The 16,890-nt window shown below is 51.3% G+C and carries 15 protein-coding genes; 4 read left to right on the top strand and 11 right to left on the bottom strand.

The window, feature by feature from the left end; genetic code table 11:
* Positions 1-3 precede the first annotated feature (3 nt).
* On the top strand, positions 4-1,020 hold the full coding sequence (locus tag BFX80_RS06615) for an amidohydrolase family protein (protein WP_084208301.1): 1,017 nt from the start codon (positions 4-6) through the stop codon (positions 1,018-1,020).
* Positions 1,017-2,603, top strand: coding sequence for an aldehyde dehydrogenase (NADP(+)) (locus BFX80_RS06610; protein WP_084208300.1), 1,587 nt, complete (start codon positions 1,017-1,019; stop codon positions 2,601-2,603). The genes BFX80_RS06615 and BFX80_RS06610 overlap by 4 nt, the downstream gene beginning before the upstream one ends.
* Positions 2,604-2,701: 98 nt before the next feature.
* Here BFX80_RS06610 and BFX80_RS06605 read toward each other — a convergent pair whose 3' ends face one another.
* From BFX80_RS06605 to BFX80_RS18280, 8 genes are all read right to left on the bottom strand, one after another.
* Positions 2,702-3,985, bottom strand: coding sequence for a hypothetical protein (locus tag BFX80_RS06605; RefSeq protein WP_084208299.1), 1,284 nt, complete (start codon positions 3,983-3,985; stop codon positions 2,702-2,704).
* Positions 3,986-4,003: 18 nt separating this feature from the next.
* Positions 4,004-5,353 carry an undecaprenyl-phosphate glucose phosphotransferase gene (locus BFX80_RS06600; RefSeq protein WP_127734907.1) on the bottom strand — a complete coding sequence of 450 codons (1,350 nt, stop codon included), beginning with the start codon at positions 5,351-5,353 and terminating at the stop codon, positions 4,004-4,006.
* 55 nt (positions 5,354-5,408) lie between these two features.
* A complete protein-coding gene (locus tag BFX80_RS06595; RefSeq protein ID WP_084208297.1) occupies positions 5,409-5,903 on the bottom strand; it encodes an adenylyltransferase/cytidyltransferase family protein in 495 nt (164 codons plus the stop codon).
* Between the two features lie 89 nt (positions 5,904-5,992).
* Positions 5,993-7,933, bottom strand: a complete 1,941-nt coding sequence (locus BFX80_RS06590) for a CDP-glycerol glycerophosphotransferase family protein (RefSeq protein ID WP_084208296.1) — start codon at positions 7,931-7,933, stop codon at positions 5,993-5,995.
* Between the two features lie 134 nt (positions 7,934-8,067).
* Positions 8,068-8,835 carry a hypothetical protein gene (locus BFX80_RS06585; RefSeq protein WP_084208295.1) on the bottom strand — a complete coding sequence of 256 codons (768 nt, stop codon included), beginning with the start codon at positions 8,833-8,835 and terminating at the stop codon, positions 8,068-8,070.
* 15 nt (positions 8,836-8,850) lie between these two features.
* Positions 8,851-10,296: a CDP-glycerol glycerophosphotransferase family protein gene (locus tag BFX80_RS06580; protein ID WP_084208294.1), complete on the bottom strand. Its 1,446-nt coding sequence runs from the start codon at positions 10,294-10,296 to the stop codon at positions 8,851-8,853.
* An 834-nt stretch (positions 10,297-11,130) separates the two neighbouring features.
* Positions 11,131-12,450 (bottom strand): O-antigen ligase family protein, encoded by a 1,320-nt coding sequence (locus tag BFX80_RS06575; protein WP_084208293.1) that lies wholly within the window; start codon positions 12,448-12,450, stop codon positions 11,131-11,133.
* A 555-nt stretch (positions 12,451-13,005) separates the two neighbouring features.
* Positions 13,006-13,245 (bottom strand): type 2 periplasmic-binding domain-containing protein, encoded by a 240-nt coding sequence (locus tag BFX80_RS18280; protein ID WP_394327515.1) that lies wholly within the window; start codon positions 13,243-13,245, stop codon positions 13,006-13,008.
* Between BFX80_RS18280 and BFX80_RS18105 the strand changes: the two genes are divergently transcribed.
* Positions 13,144-13,443, top strand: coding sequence for a hypothetical protein (locus tag BFX80_RS18105; RefSeq protein ID WP_240499690.1), 300 nt, complete (start codon positions 13,144-13,146; stop codon positions 13,441-13,443). The genes BFX80_RS18280 and BFX80_RS18105 overlap by 102 nt on opposite strands.
* Positions 13,444-13,485: 42 nt before the next feature.
* The gene (locus BFX80_RS17780) at positions 13,486-13,677 is read left to right on the top strand and encodes a hypothetical protein (protein WP_127734898.1); all 192 of its coding nucleotides are present in this window, start codon (positions 13,486-13,488) and stop codon (positions 13,675-13,677) included.
* A gap of 171 nt (positions 13,678-13,848) precedes the next feature.
* Here the strand turns inward: BFX80_RS17780 and BFX80_RS06565 are convergent, their stop codons facing one another.
* Genes BFX80_RS06565 through BFX80_RS06555 form a run of 3 tightly spaced genes read right to left on the bottom strand, consistent with a single transcriptional unit; the run spans position 13,849 to position 16,736 of the window.
* The gene (locus tag BFX80_RS06565) at positions 13,849-15,132 is read right to left on the bottom strand and encodes a TRAP transporter large permease (protein WP_084208291.1); all 1,284 of its coding nucleotides are present in this window, start codon (positions 15,130-15,132) and stop codon (positions 13,849-13,851) included.
* Positions 15,129-15,758, bottom strand: coding sequence for a TRAP transporter small permease (locus BFX80_RS06560; protein ID WP_084208290.1), 630 nt, complete (start codon positions 15,756-15,758; stop codon positions 15,129-15,131). Before BFX80_RS06560 ends, BFX80_RS06565 begins: the two co-directional genes overlap by 4 nt.
* A 3-nt stretch (positions 15,759-15,761) precedes the next feature.
* On the bottom strand, positions 15,762-16,736 hold the full coding sequence (locus tag BFX80_RS06555; protein ID WP_084208289.1) for a TRAP transporter substrate-binding protein: 975 nt from the start codon (positions 16,734-16,736) through the stop codon (positions 15,762-15,764).
* Positions 16,737-16,890 lie beyond the last annotated feature (154 nt).

The raw sequence follows: 16,890 nt of genomic DNA, 5'->3' as shown, positions 1-16,890 counted from the left end.
GTCATGACGGATACCCCAATACAGCGCGAACCTTCACAAAGCCAGCCACTGATCGATGCGCACCACCATCTCTGGGCGCTGGATGGCCAGGTGGCGTATCCCTGGCTGGAAGACTCGCCGGTGGAGAACTTCTTTCTCGGCGATTACGCCGCGATCCGCCAGCCCTTTCAGGTCGCGGATCTCAAGCGTCTGGTGCCTGAGGGCTTCGAACTGGTAGGCAGCGTGCATTGCGAAGCCGAAGCGTCACGCCCACAGGCTGAGAAAGAGACGCGATGGATTACCGAGCAAGCAGCCATTCATGGCCTGCCGAGTGCGCATGTCGGCTGGGCGGCCTTCGGCACTGAGGCGTGCGCCGAACAGCTGGACGCGCAATGTGACTCAGCGCTGTTTCGTGGCGTGCGTGCCAAGCCGGTCACCGCCGCCACACCTCAGACCCGCCAGTCGGTAACGGGAACCAGCGGCAGTCTGCAGGACCCACGCTGGTGCGAGGGACTGGCGCTGCTCAAAGCGCGTGACCTGAGCTGGGACCTGCGCGTGCCCGCCTGGCATCTCGAAGAGGCGGCCACGACGCTTCAGGACTACCCCGGCTTGCGCGTCATGCTCAATCACAGCGGCCTGCCGTGGGATCGCACGCCGGAAGGCCTCGCCCAGTGGCGCGCAGGCATGCGGGCGCTTTCTGAGAACCCGAATGTCGCCGTCAAGCTCTCGGAACTGGGCACGCCCTGGCATGCCTGGGATACCAGCGCCAATCACGAGCTGCTCTGCGAGGTACTGGACGTCTTCGGCCCCCGTCGCTGCCTGTTCGCCAGCAACTTCCCGGTCTCCGGCCTCAAGGTCAGCTATGGCGACTGGCTATCACTGGTGACCGGTGCCATTGCGCAGACGGCGTCTCACGACCAACGCCAGATCGCGTTCGACCAGGTTCTGCACGACAACGCCATTCACTGGTATCGGCTGCCGATTGCCGCTATCACCCACGATGCCAGACCCACCCAACATGCCAGACAGGAGGCACCATGACACTCAACGGCCATCAGCTCATCGGACAGCGCAGCTTCGCCGCCAAGGGCGAGGCGATCCACGCCATCAATCCGGCCACCGCAGAGCGCCTGGCACCCGGCTACCCGGGGGCCAATGCAGGGGATGTGGAAGACGCCTGCCGACTGGCCGGCCAGGCCTTTGATGCCTATCGCGCCACGACGCCAGAAGAAAGAGCCATCTTCCTCGAGACCATCGCTGAGGAGATCGAGGCACTCGGCGATACCCTGACCCAGCGCGGAATGCAGGAAACCGGCCTGCCTGAGGCACGCCTTAACGGTGAACGCGGTCGCACCTGTGGCCAGCTCAAGCTCTTTGCCAAGGTGCTGCGTCGCGGTGAGTGGCAGGATGTGCGCGTCGATCCTGCACTGCCGGAGCGCACTCCCCTGCCGCGGGCAGACCTTCGCCAGCGTCAGATCCCGCTTGGCCCGGTCGCCGTCTTCGGTGCCAGCAACTTCCCGCTGGCCTTCTCGGTGGCCGGCGGCGATACCGCCTCCGCACTGGCTGCAGGCTGTCCGGTCGTGGTCAAGGGACACTCGGCCCACCCGGGTACCTCGGAACTGGTCGGTCAGGCCGTCGCTCGCGCCGCCCAGCGTTGTCAGATGCCGGAAGGCGTCTTCTCGTTGCTGTTCGGCCCCGGCAATGAGGTCGGTCAGGCACTGGTCAAGCATCCCGAGATCCAGGCGGTCGGCTTTACCGGCTCGCGCAGTGGGGGCACCGCCCTGCTGACGCTTGCCCAATCGCGTCCGCAGCCGATTCCAGTCTACGCCGAAATGAGCAGCATCAACCCGGTCATCCTGATGCCAGCGGCCCTGGAAGCCCGCGCCGAATTGCTGGGCGAGGCCTTCGTCGGCTCGCTCAACATGGGCGCCGGGCAGTTCTGCACCAACCCGGGCCTGGTATTGGCAGTGAAAGGCGCAGCGCTGGAACGCTTCAAGCAGGCGGCCATCCCTGCCATCCAGGCAAGCCCGGTGCAGACCATGCTGACACCCGGCATCCACAAGGCCTATGCCCAAGGCGTCGCGAGCCTGTCCGAACAGCCAGGCATCACCTGTCTGGCCAGCGGTGAAAGCGACTCCCCCATCGCCAGCCCGTGTCAGACACAGCTGTTCAGCACCCAGGCGAGTGACTTTCTTGCCAATGAGGCCATGCAGGCGGAAGTCTTCGGCTCAAGTTCGCTGATCATCGAATGCGTGGATCTCGCTCAGCTCAAGCAGGTCTGCAGTGCACTCGAAGGCCAGCTGACCGCCACGCTGCATCTCGATGAGGCAGATCACACCGCGGCCTGCCACTTGCTACCAGTGCTGGAGCGTCGTGCAGGCCGCATCCTCGTCAATGGCTGGCCGACAGGGGTCGAAGTCTGTGACGCCATGGTGCACGGCGGCCCCTGGCCGGCCACCTCCGACAGCCGCACCACCTCGGTCGGCACCGCCGCCATTCACCGCTTCCTGCGTCCGGTCTGCTATCAGGACCTGCCGGATGCCCTGCTCCCGCCGGAGCTCAAGCATGCTCCAGCAGAAGGCATTAGCCGACTGGTGAGTGGGGAGCGGGAGGTCATGCGATGACAAACAAAAAAGCCCGCCAATTTGGCGGGCTTCTGTCATTCATATCCTTGATACCGTCAGCCTTCCCACGATGCGAGAAGCCGAATCTTCGCGATCCTCTAACAATAACGATAGACACCGTCTTGCTTGAGGATCATCCCATCGCTTTCCAGTGCAGAAAGGTATTGACGTGCCTTCTCGACATCACCGTCAAGCAGATAGCGATAAATGACCTTGCTCAAGTACGTGATTGAACGCGCAGTTCGAGAATAACGGATATTGGGAGGATCAATACTACAATCGAAACGCGTCACGGGGGTACGCCAATCGCCATAGTTCTCAGTCAAGTAACGATCTGCATCTGCAGCACCTTTGACTACCTGACTGCCCAAGGTGTAGTCAGTCAACGAAAACTCCGAGTTGTCCCACCGGTGGATAGCGGAGCCATGCCAGACGACGCTCCCCTCTTGCACATGAACAAAAAGGTCAGCGACAAGGCCGGTATGGTGCACGAGTTTGACAAGTATCGGCTGAGTCAATCTGGAATATCGCACGGCACGCTCGGATACGACTTCCCGGAAAGTACAATAACTTTCTGACTTTATGAACCAGGTATTGTCGGATCCAGCAACAGCATCTCGAAGTTGCTTGATATCGAAGTCCTTGGCGTCGACACCGATATCAATATCGTAGTCATGTCCCAGGAAATCCTGTTCTCTCACGGCTCCAAGAAGCGTGCCACTGATGACATACCAGGGCCACTCAAGGCTACCCATCAAACTATCGCAATCCTTGATCGTGCGATAGGCATCATTCTTGTCAAACGACTGCGCTGACTTCTGGAACTTATGCGCCACGACAGGCGCTGCTGTCGGATTGTCCAAGTCAGCGCTGATGATCGACAATGCATGATTGACGCTGGCGCAGAAGGATTTGTCATATTGCCAGAGTGAGTCTTGCGGAGAGATGACCAGACTGCTGGTAGACGTATCACGATCATTATCACACTCTGAGAAATCGGCTTTTTCCAGCTTCCCACCATGCAGATCAGCCTGCCAGATATGGCGCTCAAAGTCAGTGATGCGCTGGTTGTCAGCCAACCAGGCAATGAGGCAGTCGGCCGCCTTGGTAGACATTTCTTCAGAAATATCGAAAAAGAAATCAGACCTGGTCGACACTGGCAGCCACCCGGTATGCGCAAACCAGATGCCTCGCCGCACGACGATTTTCAGTCCATTGCTTCGCGATGCGAGCTTGATACTGTCTGCCGCTACGGCCAGAGGCGCACCCAACATCCACACACCAATGCCGGATAACAAGGCCAAAGGATAACGAAGTAATGGGTGGCGTGGTTTATTCAAAAACCGTAGAAGCCGATAGGATTTTTCGACTTCGATATTCATTTCACTTTCACCAATGTGTCAGTACGCATGTTTATGGATCAAACCCTTGAAGAGAGTCAGCATGATGATACGTAAGTCCAGCCATAATGACCAATGCTCTACATACCACAGGTCGCATTCAATTCGCTTGGCCAGGTCCGTATCGCCTCGCCAACCATTGATCTGTGCCCAGCCCGTGATACCGGCCTTGACCATGTGCTTTTGCATATAACCAGGAATTTCGTGACGAAGTTTTTCGACGAAGATCGTGCGTTCCGGACGCGGCCCCACGATTGACATGTCACCTTTGAGCACGTTGAGGAACTGCGGCAACTCATCCAGGCTGGTCTTGCGAAGGAACCTGCCCACAAGGGTAGTTCGTTTCGCCTGGGCATTTCCCCACTGCACCCCACCCTTTTCACTGTCGACTGGCATCGAGCGGAATTTCAGCATCTTGAAGGGCTTTCCGTTCAACCCGACCCTTTCCTGGGTATAGAACACCGGGCCCGCAGAGGTACATTTCACCAATAGCGCGATAAGCGCCAATAAAGGTGACAGCAGAATCACGATGATCAATGACAGCAGGCGATCCTCGATCCACTTGAGAAGCTTTGCCCCCAGCGACATGCGACTGCAACTCAGATCAAGCATGAACAGACCGGCAACATCTGATACATCATGGTTGATAAGGCGAAAATCACGCATATCGGGCATGTAACGCACATTGCAGGTCGTCAGGCTCAACTCTGACTGGATATCACGAACCAGGTTACCTTGCGTCAATGGGAGACAGATCCAGACTTCCTGCTCCTGATGGACGATCTGTTGGTCAGGCTGGTAGCGCTCTGGCTCAATTGCGCTCCACCCCCAATGCTCAATCCCCCCAGTCAAGATGACTCGTTCTACATCAAAGCCTGCTGTCGGGATCTTGGCCAGCTGACGCACTGCACCAACACAGGTCAAGGCATCACCAATCAAGAGGACGCTTTTGCGGTTCTTGCCCTTGGCTCGCAGATGGTTGAGAACAGGATAAGCAATCGCACGAATCAGGATGGAGTATGTCGTAGCACTTACCATCCAATAGCCAACCCACAGCCGGGAGAACTTGTCACCTGTCTTGGTCATGAACATGACCAGCGCCAACAGCCCTCCCAACATCATGTATCCGGCCATGATCTGGAATACCAGGCGGAAGCGGACTTGTCCTCTCCAGGAACGATAGATATTGAAATGCGGCAGTACCAGAAGAGCTAATATCCCCCCCAGCAACATGCCCCAACCATATCTCTCGGAAACATCCAGTCCCCCAAAATGGAACCAGTGTGCACTGAACCCTGCCAGAAAGATAATACAGAAATCGACCAGGCGTACCAATTCAGTGGTATACATGGTATAGCCACTCAAGACGCGATTTTGAACTTTCATAGCGTTTGTAACATCATCATTATTCAAGATCTCTACGGAGCAATTCCAAGACTTCGAAAGCCTTGATGAGATCTTCATGAGGAATTGACAAGAACCGCTTCAGTGAGCGTTTCAGATCCGTCGTGGATATATCCTTGGTGCGCTCCATATACAGCACTTCACAATATTCCTGCAGAAAGTCGAACTCCCCTTTCCAATCTTCCCCTATTGCGAAAGTATCGACATTATATTCCTTGACGTCGCGTACTTTTTGCTCCCAGTCGTTTTCAGGAATCACGAGATCTACACAATCGATCGCTTCCACGATCTTGGCACGCTGATCGTAGGGAATCAGTGTCTTCTTGCCTTTCAGCAAGTTGAACTCATCAGTTGACACACCGACTATCAGACGATCACCTCTCTCACTGAGACGCTTCAGGAGATTGAGATGCCCGATATGGAACATATCAAACGTGCCATAGGTAATAACCGTTTTCACACTCTCATGTGAAATATCTATTGGGTTATGCTTCATCTAATATAACCTCATCATAGCTTAACCCTATTCAGGCATTATCAAGGTGGAAGCTAATATCCATTCACCCTTATCACATCTGCTTGATATCAAATAATCTTGAGTGAAGTAAGGGCACTAAACAGCCTATCGATATTGTTGCCATCGCTAAACTGATTGATCTCTTTATATCTAAACTCGTGCTCAGTAGTTCGTACATAGGAAAGGTTTATTTTATTGTTAGATATCGCACTATCGATAATTTCATTAAGCCCCTCAATAGAATAACTTCTATAACCGATATATTCATGTTCCTGCGGTACCAAAGGGCCTGTTTCGCGTTCATAATCTACAATATCTGGTTGAAAGAAAATTACACCTGCGCCGCGGTAAAATGAATTATAGCAGACTGAAGAATAGTCAGTGATTAGTAGCTTAGTATCTTTCAGGGCATCAGAAATTTTACCCACCCATAGCTGATCCTTTAAATCTGTGCGACATAAAGCATCATATACTTTCGGATGAGCAACTACTCGAATATTGAGTGCAGGTAACTTTGCTTTTAGCAGATGAGCGACTGCAACAGTATTACGGTAATAACTTGTCGCCGTGAAATCATTCAAATGCTCTTCATATGGTTTCCAAGTCAACATGATAGTCAAAACATCATCAGTAAGATCGTTGATACTTGAATACTCAACATCATCAAATGCAGGCATACCAACATTCAATAATCTATCTTCAGGAAGGCGCAACATTTCTGAGACGACTTTTTTTTCTTTTTCACTACTCACTACCATATAAGCTGGCTCTGCTTCTCTATTTTTCGCGTAAACCCCCTTTCTATCGTGGTTCTTCAAATATGTAATTCCATGCTGCAAGAAGACAAACGGTGTTGTTATCAACTTTCTTCTTACATACTTGTTATTACTTCTCAATAAATTTACGTGAGCTGGAGCTTCAGTAGAGATAAAATAATTTGCTCTAAACAAGTGCCAGTAATAGCTATAAGAATACTTCTTCAATACCTTGTCATTATGTTTGATATCAGCATAATCATCTGACTCTTCGTCAATGACATAGTAATTCTTAGAATTTTTACTGTTTGTTGTTTTGCAGAAAAGATTATAAGCACCCTCCTCTGCTTTACAAGCATATTTCTCAAAGTAGATATTATGATTCACATCACTAATGGACCTGGAAAATCTGCCCATATGATACAGCAAGAAGCTAATTGGTCTCGATTCGAATAACCTGAATTTGAAATCATCCTCAATTGCATTTTTTTGGCGTCTTACCAGGGTCGGTGTCCCATTATAAGTACGTCTAAAGTGAACTGCAAAATTTTCAGTGTAGCATGTTGAAACAGGCACACTGTACAATCTTCTGTTTTTTTGTTTATGTATCTTTAGGGTCTGTGAAGGATAGACTGCAGTGTCACCGTCAATATCGAGTGCCATTTTAACTTGGCTATTGATAGGTGGCTCTCCACCTTTCAATAAACTTGGCATTCCAAACTTGGCTATCTTCACCAAACTCAACAATTTAAGCTTGGATTTTACAAATGACTTCCCAACCGGAATCTCCACAGGAAGTACATTATTATCGTCAAGATAGATTCTTGTATTCGAAATATTCAAATTGTATGGATTTGAAATAAATGCAACGTAAGTCAACGCAACCTTATTCTTACTTACATATAGATTTAGAATCTTAAACTTGACCTTCACAAACTGCTTTAATGGGTGATTACCTTTATTGGCTTTTCTCAGGCAACTCAATGAGTGCTTGTTAGAATAAACGATCAAGATCTCATCAGTAGCAGGCAGCTCCTGTACCAATAATATCTTATTCATCTCATTTTGCTTCAGTCGAACCTTGAATGCTATCTTATCAACCCCCAACAGTTTATCTATATTCAAGGATATAAACCTTGAGTGAGTTCGATCACTTATGACCAAAACATTACTGTCATAGGTCGCAACAATAATGTCTTCAATATCATCCATTGCAGAAGCGGGAGAGGATACAGTATACGATACCTGGTTCATTACTTATTCCAGTATGTGAAACTTGACGCTAGAAATGACGTTGCCATCTTATAAAAGATGGTGGCACAATTCGGCTTAACCACTTGCGTTTTTTGATTTAGTTTAGTCGAGATATAATCGACGATATGAATTATTCATCTCATATTTGAACCTAATAAATCAACATCGATATACATCAACTCTATACAGTAACGCTGAAGTGCTTGGAATAGCATTCGTGATATCAGTAATACGTAAATTGCTACGATTACTCCCATCCCCAAGTACATCACCTGAGTCAGGATGACAACAAATACCAATATAAAATTTGCAGAAGTAGCATATTCTATACATTGCTTCCGATGCAACTTGAAGTAATGAGTCCTGTCAGTATCTTTCATGAATATCGCTATCTTGAACATAGCAGCTATCGTGATTATCATCATTAATAGCAATATTAATGCAGTAGAGATACTTACCATTAACACCAGCAACATGGATAACGAAATTAAAATGAATTCAGATGCTGCTTTTCCGATGTGTCCATGCATCTTTTTAAGCTTGTTAGCTTTTTTATCTTTGGATGGAATAGCACTATTTTCAATGAAGATAGATTGACTATAGTCGAGGCTTCTTCGACTTATTACCCCACATACTATATACATGATATAGACAATAGGAACAAGGCAGGAAAAAATTACAACAGCTTCGTTCAAACCAAAGTCAAATGGTAATATTTGCATGTAGCTTGGCTTAACATCCGATGAGACCAAGATAAGTATCTTCAATGGTAGGAAAAAAGCAGCCAGTTGAAACAGCCTGGATGTTGCTAAAAAGAATGCACCACCGATAAAGTAAGGAGACTCTTTATTTATTAACGACCATGTTGCAAGCATTATCTTGAAATGAGTGAAAAAATTCATGCGACAACATCCATACTATAGTAGTGACTTGAACATACTCAAAGGATCATCTATCCGATCACCCAAGGAAGAAACTCTCAACCTCTGTCTTGATGCTTGGAGTGGATCTTCTCTTTCAATCAGTTGTATGACATCTACAATATTACTTTCTACATTGACAAGGCTAGCTGCCGCAGCAGAAGGATACTCTGAATGCAATTGTTCAAAATCAAGTGATTGGGTATTACAAAGAATGATAGGTTTCCCTGTAACAAGATATTCATTCAATACGCTTGAAATATCACACACCAATATATCGCTTGAGTTCATTGCGCAATGCAGTGAGTTATTTTCATCCAGCACTTCAACACCATGATCTTCGCACAACTTCAGGATCTTGCTTAACCAATACTTATGAGTACTGCTTATACTACCAGTATAAGGATGAGGCTTGAATATTAGTGAAAAACTATCATGCTCTATAATTTCTTTACATAACTTGTAACCTAATTCTCCAATGGAGCTGTAATCAACTTTCTTGACATGCCCTTCCCAAGTAGGAGCATACAGAATAGTGTTTATTCTATTTATCTCCTTTTGATATTTCAGCGCCATTTCCGCTTGAGGACGTCCAACATGTAACACCTGCCCTTCTCTCAGCGGAAGCCCTGCAGCTCTCAAACGCTCTTCCGAGAGAGGGCCAGCCACAAACAGATAATCATAGGCCATCAGCAATTTGCTTTGGTTAACGGCTTTATCACTCTCACCATGATTAATGAAAATATGATCCAGGTGGTGATAACGCAATGCTTGCACATTTTTCATCGTATTGGCGGGATATAATACTTTCTTTACGGAGGTAGCCCCGCCCAATATGGCCTCAAGATCGATCTGTGTTCTAGCCGTTACTGTAAGAATATCCGTAGGCAGCATCCCTGAGAAAATATCAGCCTCACGAAGTATGATAATCACTGGCTGATCCAGCTTTTCCAATACAGGAAGCCATTGGTTGATTTGATATGCGACCCCCTTCATTCCAGTTACGTACACGGCGACGGTCGGACGCTTTGTCTCAAGCACCTTCACGGCATACGCTCTTATCTTTTTTCTATTGAATAATTTGAGGATGACCGGCCATGCGACAATCAGCGAAGTCACGATATATAGTAGTACTATAGGGAGTACATATAAACCCAATTGACTTGTCAATAACGGTACAAGTGAGGCAGCAAAATTGATTTTCTGCCCGTATTTACCAATAGAGTTTTCATTGGAAGCCACTTTGACTTCCAAGCCAGACAGATAATACTCTAGCTTTGCTGATTTTCCCGTCAGGAATTGCAACCCGCATACTAGTGCAAATATGGCTATCGTGAATGAAGTGACAGAACCGGTTACCATACTACCAACCAGAAGCGAAATAACGGAAAATACGACTGGCAATAACTTATGCTTACCTATCTTGCGCAAGATGCCTTTCATAACGTCTCGGGTCTCTGTTTATTTAGGCACGCTACCGCCCCAGGATTTTGGGGCAATTCCTGAGGCCAGACGACAAACAGGGCGCCGTAGTGAGAGCACGGTGCCCTGTTGGATAAAATAGCGAGGTTTTTTATTGAAAGCTTCATGGATTATACATATTTTCGTCATATTTGGCTAGATTCAGGGCAATGAAGCCCATCTTCCTGCAGGTGCAAGATCAAGAAAACATCGGATAATCATCACCTTAGTGTCCATCGTAGGCATGACGCGACCAAGGGATCGACAGGAACGGTGCTGTTCTTGTGAAATGCACCCGGCACCGGATGGGACAGAGCAGACTCGCAAGCATCAGATCATGTTAATTATTTATCATGAGAGCGGCTCTCAGTACGATAGTAATGCGTCTCAGTCTTCAGATATTTTTCTGGCTTTAACCTCCCGCCTTCTAGCTTGGTCAGTAATTGATCGCTTCCATCGTATGCCACTCCCCAGCTCATGTTTTCACTGAATTATTCATTTGCATTACTCCAACACTCACTGTATTTATCTATCGATGCAACAGTGGAGGAAAGTCTAGAGGATATCACCAGATGGTGATGCGTAGCAGATCGTGTCTATCTGATGACCGCTTGAGATACCTCAAATCAGAGACCCGGATCATTATTCATAAATATTTCAATGATGCACCGTATCAGAAGCATGGACTCACTCGTCCCCTTTCAGCTTACTGGCACCTCTTGCTCATATTAGGTGACATTCAATAATCTTGTATTCAAAAATAAAGCGCGCCAGAATTTTCTGACACGCTTTATTCATACTTCTTTACAGATTCGATTACGCAGTCTGGTGACTTAAACGCCAACGCCAATAATGCGTGATCAAACCACCGACAATCAGATTATGGACAAACAGGCCTGTCGGGAATGAATTATAGGATTCAAAGTTACTGATTATCATCCAATAGATGAAGAACATCAGGCCGAAGCAGGCAATGTCATCAGGCATCGCATTACCCCGCCACGCGAGCCAGGTGGCACGGCCAATCCAGAATGCCAATAGAGACATCGCGACAAGTCCAACAATCCCATATTCGACCCAGGTTTCAAGGAAGTAATTATGCAGGTGGCCATATTTTGCCAGTACCCAATCTGGCAGCCAGGTCGTTTTCGACATGACCAACTGACGCCCTTCAGGTCCCCACCCTGTCATCGGGCGTTCCGCAATCCACTGGCTCGCCGCGATCCAGCTATTGATACGAATGCCGATGCTTGTATAAGGAACTTCCGTGATTTCGCCATCTACCAACTGAGATATCACACTGCTCTCTTTATGGAAGCGATGATTGAGAGAGTCTCCCAGTGTAGAGACCAGTACCCCTGCCCCGATTACTATGGATAATGAAATTGTGACGAGATACTTTGTCAAATGTCTGGTTCTACCCTCCAGTACGGACTTGATAACCCAGAGTATCAGACCGATGCCACTCGCAATCGTTGCACTGAGCCAGACGGCTCTTGTCTGACCAACGGCGATGCCAGTCACCACCATCACCATCGCCAGGCACCAAAGCGCTATTCTCAAATACCGCGCGTTACCGTCGCTCCAAAAGCGACGAGCAAAACAGAGCAAACCCAATAGCGAAACCCCAAACAACATGGATGCATGCTGGTTATTACGGATTCCGAATCCCACTCTTTCCCCAGTAAACCCGGTGAGCCATCCGTCGTCACCTGGTGCAAATAGCGTCGTGACCAAGACCCCGCCGACTGCCAGTCCCCACACGATGAGAGTATTTCGTGTACTTCCGTTCAACCACCACGCCACACTGATGAAGATAAACAATTTGGCCAGATCCTGGAGCCTTGGGTCATCTATCGCCCATTGCGGGTACTGCCATAATCCCAGGCTCCAGGAAAACAATTGTACGCAGAGAAACCCCAGCAATAGTAAGAGGGGGGCCTTGCGCAAGCCTTTACCGTATACACAGAATGCGACAAGCCCCGAAAATGCCAAGACTCGTTCCATCACTTCTTGAGTGTTTGGCAAGACAAATTGTAAAGCGGCATATAATAATAACGATATGATGCCTATATAAGCCAGCCAACGAGCTCCGAGACGATCATCAATCGAATACCAACACTTTACAGGTTGCATAATGACTCTACTTATCCAAGGTGTCTTTATCACACTGGGGTTTATCTTGGGGATATCAAAGAGTCTTGTCTCTATGCGATCTAGATAGACTCTTCCTCTAGATAGACTCTTTCAAGCTGAGTTATCGAATGACGAACTCTGGACGCGAAATTTTACACAGTCTTTCCTGCCACCACAATGAAGACCGCTCAAAGGAGGAGACGCCACCCACTTTTTGAGTAGTGAAACAGGAGGTTGCCATTAGTCAAGCCATCGCAAGGCCCTGCTTGCCCATCATCGGGTCAGCCTCCCCGGAATCTGTCAACATAGTTGGCAAAATGAAGCAGGTCTACAGACTCGACGACGTCACGCACAATATTATCTGTGTCATGACGACGCAGGGGTCCACATGATAAAGATAACTTCTGATCACTGGAATGATACGTTAAATTACTCTCTGTTACAGAAGATTCACCTCATCTGTTGAGCTCATCCCTGAGACAAGAACTCCAGGGAGCGATGATGTCTGAATACGTCACTACTGCGACGACACTTCGGCAACTAATCCGATGTCCGTCATTCGTCTTTGCGTCTTGAGCTCTGATTCTGACCTTGGTTGTCAGTATCCACCATCCAGTGCCTTGATATTGCCCCCCTGGCGATCAGCCAATCCCTGAACCGTCGCGCGGAGGCCGGTAACGGTCGATGAGGGCCGTGGACAAGATGCTCAGCCAGGCCAATGATCTCGCGATGGTCTGTGGCGCGCACCAGCTCGCCCTTTGCGATGGCGTCTCCCGCCATGAAATCCCAGGCCAGACCGGTACCGGCGCCTCGCTGAATGGCGGCATGCATTGCCAGCACGCTGACGGTGTCAGGGTGCTGCCGCGCGCAGGCGTCGCCGTCTTGCAGCCGCGAATACTGCCGCTGGTGCTGTCATCAGAGCGCTGGTGGGCTTTCGGTTCCGCAGTCGTCTTCATGTCGGTGGGCGGTTCGTGGATTGCCAATGCCTTGTGAAACTCCTCCGCCCAGCGGTTGCCGGTCTCCGTGGGTGGGCAGATGACCGTCTTCGAGACCTGCTGTGTGTTGCTCTACGGATACCTGCTGGCATGGCAATGGCCCCTGACCAACGAAGTATTGGGCATGCTGCTGATGCCTGGAGGTGTCACCTGGATTCTCCGTGCCGAACAGCATGTGTCCGGCCCCCGCCAGATAGCACAAGGCGTGCCGGTTGCTGGACCGGAAAAGTGAAATCCCCCGCCTGATGCAGCGTGGATTGCCTGAGGGGCATGCACCTCGGGGGTCGCTTGCTGGCTTCAGACACGCCAAGGCCGCCTCAAAGGGCGGCCTTGGCGTGTCTGGTGAGCAGTCTCCATCACTGCCCTACTTATCTACCTACCTCTCTACCTATCAATCAAACACTCACCCATAGAAGTGCTCGACAAGGCTCATGGGAATCGCCGGCACGTAGGTGACCAGCATCAGCACCAGGAAGAGCACGAAGATCATCGGCAGATTGACCTTGGTGGTTTCCCACATGTCCGTTCTGGCAATCGAGCAGGAGGTCGCCAGCACCGAGGCGACGGGGGGTGTCTGCTGACCGATGGCGAGGTTGAGCGTCAGGATCAGGCCGAAGTGGATCGGGTCGATCCCGATCTGCTGGATCAGCGGCATCACGATCGGCACGACCAGGATGATGGCCGCTGCACCATGCAGGAACATCCCCAGCAACAGCAGCAGGATATTGAGCAACGCCAGCACCGCCACCGGGTCCGTGGTCAGTGAGGTGATTTCCTGCGCCAGTTGCTGCGGCAGCTGCATCTCGGTCAGGAACAGCCCCAGGACGGCTGAAGTCGCGACCAGCAGCATGACGACGGAAGTCTGGATCACGCCATCGATCACCGCCCGATACAGCACCTGCAGATTCAACTCGCGATAGACCAGCCCCCCGATGACCAGCGCCGCCAGCACAGCGATGCCCGCTCCTTCCGTGGCGGTCACGAAGCCGCCGAAGATTCCGCCCAGGATGATGACCGGCAACGTCAGCGCCCAGAAGGCTTCCCGGAATGCCTTGCCAAGCGCCGACAGCGAGAAGGCAGCCTCACGCGGCATGTCGTACTTGCGGGCATAGTAGTAGCAGAGCACTGCCAGGCCGAATCCCCCCAACAGGCCCGGAATGATCCCTGCCACGAACAGTTTGACGATGGAGGTATCCGCGATGGCGCCATACAGGATCATCGACAGCGACGGCGGAATGATGATCGCCAATGACGCGGAGGATGACGTGATGGCCGCCGAGAACTCTGGCGTGTACTTGCGCTTCTTCATCTCGGGAATCAACACCGACCCCGTGGCTGCCACGTCCGCGACAGCCGAGCCGGAAATCTCGGCAAAGAACAGTGACACCCCGACATTGACCATGGCCAGGCCACCGCGCACGAACCCCACCATCGCCGTGACGAGATTGATCAGCCGCATGGAGATGCCTGACGTGTTCATCAGCGCACCGGCGAGGATGAACAGCGGAATCGCGATCAGCGGAAACTTGGTCGCGCCATTGAAGAGCGTCAGCGGCACGTTCACCAGCGCGTCCACGCCCATGAAGATCACCACCCCCACGACCCCCACCGTGCCGATGGCAACCGCGATGGGCACGTTGATCAGCACCAGTGCGAACAGGGCCGCGATAATGATCAGTAGCGTCATGAACGGTGCTCCTTGAGGTCTTCCTCGGCCAGGCGGATGGCTTCCGCGATCTCTTCCTCTTCGCTGTTGACCCCTTCACACATCTTGCGCCATGCGTGGGGCAGGCTCAGCAGCTCACACACGATGAAGAGTGCCGCACTGAGCGGGATCACCGACTGGGTGACATCCAGGCCGATGCTCGGCAAGGCGATCAAGGCATCCCAGGCCAGCACGTCCAGCACCTGATACCCAAACCAGCCCACCACGGCAAAGAATCCGATCACGATTAGCTCAGAGGTAATGAACAGCGTACTGCGCAGTGCGATGGGCGCCTTGGTGATCAAGCCGGGAAAGCCCATGTGCGAACGCTTCAAGGCCGCGAGACAAGCGCCATAGAAGCTGAGCCATGCCAGATTGATCGAGGCGACCTCGTCATACCACGGCAAGGAGCCACCGAAGGTACGCAAGGCCACTGCCGCCAGCACGATCACCGTCAGCGACAACAGCAGGCTGACGGTAAATACCTCAAGGCAGCGTTCTACCACACGGTTGATTCTGTCCAGCACTGTCAAGTCAGCCTTGGGCGTCAGTCCTTCCCCACTCTCGGTGGGGAAGGTTGCCTTGGCCGCATGGGAATGCGAGCTCATGACTTACTCCTTGGCCAGTGCCATGGCCCGGTCAACCAGCGCCTGGCCGCCATCGACCTTGTCGGAGAACGCCTGATAGACCGGCGCACTTGCAGTGACGAAGGCATCCCGGTCCACCTCGTTGACGGCCATGCCACCCGCCTTGAGGCTTGCCAGCAGCTTGTCATCAAGCTCCGCACCCTTGGCGAAGGCCCAGCTCTGGGTCTCGGCGGAGACTTCGGCAATCGCTGCCTTCACGTCCTCGGGCATCTTCTTCCAGCCGGCCTGACTGCTGGTCAACCAGATGGGCGAATAGACATGATTGGAGAGTGACAGGTACTTCTGCACCTCCTGGAACTTGGCGCCATCGATGTTGGACAACGGGTTCTCCTGACCATCGACGACCCCGGTCTGCAGCGCCACGAAGACTTCCGAGAAGGCCATCGGTGTCGGGTTGGCGCCCCAGGCGTTGAACATGCCGGTCCGCCATTCGCTCTGTGGGGTACGCAGCTTCAGCCCGTCTAGGTCTTCTGGCGCAACGATCGGATGCTCGTTGTTGGTGATCTGACGGAAGCCGTTCTTCCAGGTGGAGACCAGCTTGAGGCCCTTGGACTTGGCATCCTCGGCCAGATCCGTCATCACGATCTCGTCATCGATGCGCTTGAGGTGCTCGCGGTCCTTGACCATGAACGGCATGTCGAACAGGGCGAAGCTTGGTGACACGGACGACATCACCGAGGAAATCGCGGCCAGGTCGACCGTACCCAGGCGCAGCTTCTGGATCAGCTGGCGCTCATCCCCCAGCTGCCCACTGTGGTAGTACTCGACCTGATGCTCATCGCCGAGCCGGGCTTGCAGGCTATCGGCGAAGTACTGCGCGGTCTGGCCCTGCAGACTGTTGGGACTTCCCCCGATGGCAAACACGATCTTCTCGGCATGCGCGGTCGTGGTACCCAAGGCGGCGGCTAACAGCGTGGCGGCAAGCATGACTCGCTTCATTGTCGAATCCCTTTGATTGTTCTGATTATGGGTATGGACGTATCGCGTCTGGCATGACGCTTGAGGACGGTGAGCGTGTGCTGGCGACGGAGCTTCGAGCGCTTCACGCGCAAGAGCCGCCTTCCTCAAGTGGACTGCAAACCATACCAGATAG

The sequence above is a fragment of the Cobetia marina genome (assembly GCF_001720485.1).
GTDB classification, from domain to species: Bacteria; Pseudomonadota; Gammaproteobacteria; order Pseudomonadales; family Halomonadaceae; genus Cobetia; species Cobetia marina.
The sequence above is the reverse complement of the archived record's forward strand: the minus strand, read 5'-3'. Positions and strand labels throughout refer to the sequence as shown.

Bases quoted from the DNA above. Each gene is read 5' to 3' on its own strand.
- BFX80_RS06585 (WP_084208295.1), bottom strand. From the start codon at position 8,835: ATGAATTTTTTCACTCATTTCAAGATAATGCTTGCAACATGGTCGTTA.
- BFX80_RS06595 (WP_084208297.1), bottom strand. From the start codon at position 5,903: ATGAAGCATAACCCAATAGATATTTCACATGAGAGTGTGAAAACGGTT.
- BFX80_RS06600 (WP_127734907.1), bottom strand. From the start codon at position 5,353: ATGTATACCACTGAATTGGTACGCCTGGTCGATTTCTGTATTATCTTT.
- BFX80_RS06565 (WP_084208291.1), bottom strand. From the start codon at position 15,132: ATGACGCTACTGATCATTATCGCGGCCCTGTTCGCACTGGTGCTGATC.
- BFX80_RS06615 (WP_084208301.1), top strand. From the start codon at position 4: ATGACGGATACCCCAATACAGCGCGAACCTTCACAAAGCCAGCCACTG.
- BFX80_RS06590 (WP_084208296.1), bottom strand. From the start codon at position 7,933: ATGAACCAGGTATCGTATACTGTATCCTCTCCCGCTTCTGCAATGGAT.
- BFX80_RS06605 (WP_084208299.1), bottom strand. From the start codon at position 3,985: ATGAATATCGAAGTCGAAAAATCCTATCGGCTTCTACGGTTTTTGAAT.
- BFX80_RS06560 (WP_084208290.1), bottom strand. From the start codon at position 15,758: ATGAGCTCGCATTCCCATGCGGCCAAGGCAACCTTCCCCACCGAGAGT.
- BFX80_RS06580 (WP_084208294.1), bottom strand. From the start codon at position 10,296: ATGAAAGGCATCTTGCGCAAGATAGGTAAGCATAAGTTATTGCCAGTC.
- BFX80_RS17780 (WP_127734898.1), top strand. From the start codon at position 13,486: ATGACCGTCTTCGAGACCTGCTGTGTGTTGCTCTACGGATACCTGCTG.
- BFX80_RS06575 (WP_084208293.1), bottom strand. From the start codon at position 12,450: ATGCAACCTGTAAAGTGTTGGTATTCGATTGATGATCGTCTCGGAGCT.
- BFX80_RS06555 (WP_084208289.1), bottom strand. From the start codon at position 16,736: ATGAAGCGAGTCATGCTTGCCGCCACGCTGTTAGCCGCCGCCTTGGGT.
- BFX80_RS06610 (WP_084208300.1), top strand. From the start codon at position 1,017: ATGACACTCAACGGCCATCAGCTCATCGGACAGCGCAGCTTCGCCGCC.